This window comes from Psychrobacter sp. Ps6, assembly GCF_022129235.1.
In the GTDB taxonomy this organism is placed as follows: Bacteria; Pseudomonadota; Gammaproteobacteria; order Pseudomonadales; family Moraxellaceae; genus Psychrobacter.
The window spans coordinates 1-2,610 of record NZ_JADQAI010000058.1 but is presented as its reverse complement, the minus strand read 5'-3'; the positions used below and the strand labels follow the sequence as shown (position 1 = coordinate 2,610).

Annotated in this window: 2 protein-coding genes; both read left to right on the top strand. The window is 34.7% G+C overall.

Annotated elements, in window-relative coordinates:
- Positions 1–352, top strand: a 352-nt coding sequence (locus I3255_RS13675; protein ID WP_238039297.1) for a hypothetical protein, incomplete at its 5' end; no start/stop codon positions are given.
- A partial coding sequence (locus I3255_RS13670) for a hypothetical protein (protein WP_238039296.1) occupies positions 352–2,610 on the top strand: 2,259 nt, incomplete at its 3' end. The genes I3255_RS13675 and I3255_RS13670, both read left to right, overlap by 1 nt.

Sequence of the window (2,610 nt, the reverse complement as noted above, 5' to 3'; positions counted from 1 at the left end):
ACTGATGGCGGCCGCTATGACTAAAATAGGCTGGTCGAGTCAAAATACTACAACCAAAGAAGTGTTAGCAGAACGTGCATGGCTAACTGCTCACTCAGCCAATGAGGTTTTACTGACACAAATATTTCCTCTAGAACAGCCCCACAACAGTGATGAAACAGCATGTAAAGCATTATTGTTTAAACCTCAAGATTGGTTTAACTGCGAAGCTAAAGTGAGTTGCGAAAGTCGAAAGATCTCGCATGATCATCAACAAATCACCGAATATAAATTAAGTAGTACAGCGACATGTGGCAGCAAGAATATAACAATGACACGTACACAAGAAGTATGGGCGCGAGGGGTAAGATAATGCGTTATTTTATTATTTTGTTATGGTTGCTATTGAGTAGTAATAATGTTTTTGCTGCAACTCAAGATCAGTTTGAATTTGGTAGTGTTGCTGGTCCTTGTATTGATGACACATGCTCAATTAGCTTAAAAAATAAATATCAGGATCCTCTGGTATTTTTGATGCCGTCATTTTCTTATCAGGTTGATCATGATAATTTGGATGATTTACAAGATGATATAGATGAAATAAATGAAGAAATTTCTAAGTATTGTTGGTGGGGAAATAGTCGATATTGTCGATGGTTAAAAAATGAACGCTTTAAAAAAGAACAAGAATTAAAAAATATGCCATGGAATGATGCTCCATCTACTCTTAGAGTTGTTAGTGTTAAAGATGGTATTGTTAAATTCCGGCAATATTTTGCACCATATACACCAGAACATGATGATAAAGGCTTGGAATTAAAGTCTTTTGGTGAATGTGAAGGTGAAGATTGGTGTATAGAAAAGAAACCGATGACAAATATTAGCTATTTTGTTATTGAAAATGGTGCTGATATTAATTTAGGCTCTAAAGGTCGTATTGTAGCCAGAAAAATAAACGTTAATAAATATATTAAATATAAAGATAATATATACGATAATGCTGTTATCGTAAAAAGTCCTCTCAGTAAAAGTTTAAATTATGGTGTTATTATTAATACACAGGCTCCTAATAATTCAGATGATTTACCTAGTTCAGGTGTATTTAATGGTCGTTATAAATATAAATGGTTTACTGCTGCAGTAGCACTTAAAAAAGATGAAAATAATATTTACCTATCTTTAGATCGTGGTGAAACAGTTTTACACAATAAAAATGAATACGAATATCCTTGGCTTTCAGCGCCACAAGAAGTTGCTTATTTGACGGTTTACGGTTCGGGCCAATATAAAGGGCTGTTATTTTCACTTGGCGGTGATAGTACTCCTAATACATTAGGAAACAATAGCTTATATAAGGGGTTCAGTAATGTTACCTTGCCTTCTAAACGGCAGTGTGAACATTTAGTTCCAGTCCCTAATAGTAGTCAGTTTAGTGGCTTACCTTTAATGATAGCATCTAAAAATAGTCGAAATGGTTCAGATGGTGGAATATTACGATTATGTCAGCTTCAGTCGAACCCATTAAAAGTAAGTTTTGTGACTGATGAAGATCTTAATGAGCCTCGCCGAGGTAATGATACTGAAGCATGTGGTGGACAAGATTGTATTGAACGACGCCATGCTAATGAAAATTTTGGATTCATGGCATTTCAACAAGCAGTGGATTCTGAAACATGTGAATTATTTCCAGGACCTGTTCAAACGTGGGAAAGTAATAAAAAAGGTATTTTTTCAATAAATAATCATACAGTGGTTACTGGAACTCCACTGGTAAACTCTCAGCGTAGAGTTGGTTTTCAGCATGTTTTTTACTATGGTGTTAATCAATATAAATTTGTTACTTGTAGTGGTAGTCGATGTTTTTCTAATGGCATATTTTCAAGAAAGTTAAAGTTAGATGATTGGCCTCAAAATGATGATGGCGCTTTTGATCCATCGAAGATTAACAGTACAAAGAAAGAATATTGGTTTTCAAGTTTATATTTACATCAAGGTCAACATGTAGTTTTCCCAAATGGAACTGTTATACACACAAAAGCTTTAGATATGGCCGGCGGTAATTTGGGTGGTTCGATATTACGGTCAGCATCAGGTAAAGCTGATGATTTGATTATTTATGTACATAATAACCCTAATTATATTGCTACTATTACAAATGGTTCCCAGTTAACTGCATTATTATATTCTGAACAAAAAGTATCTATTTCGAGTAGTTATGGAAGTGAATTAACTGGAATAACAGGAGCTGTAACTGCTTTAGATATTGATTTAATTGGCCAGGATTCATTATCACCTAAAAGCTATATTCATGGACAAAGTGCCTGTTTTGAATCCGAGCCAAACTACAGCTTAACTATTACACCAGAAACTAAAACAAATACCCTGTGTGATGATCAACCTATAACCTTTAACGTCCAAGCATCAGATGGTAGTTCATCAAATTATACAGGTCAAATCCACGTTACTATTTCTTCTCGATTTGGTGGCCAATGGGCTAGCAATGCGAGTTTTTCTGATGCAAAAACGTTTGATAATACAGCGTCGTTTCAACTTAATGTTAAAAATAACCAAGCTAAGTTTTGGCTTCGAGCAAATGATGCTGAAAAAATCATGGTTTCAGGCTCCATTGAT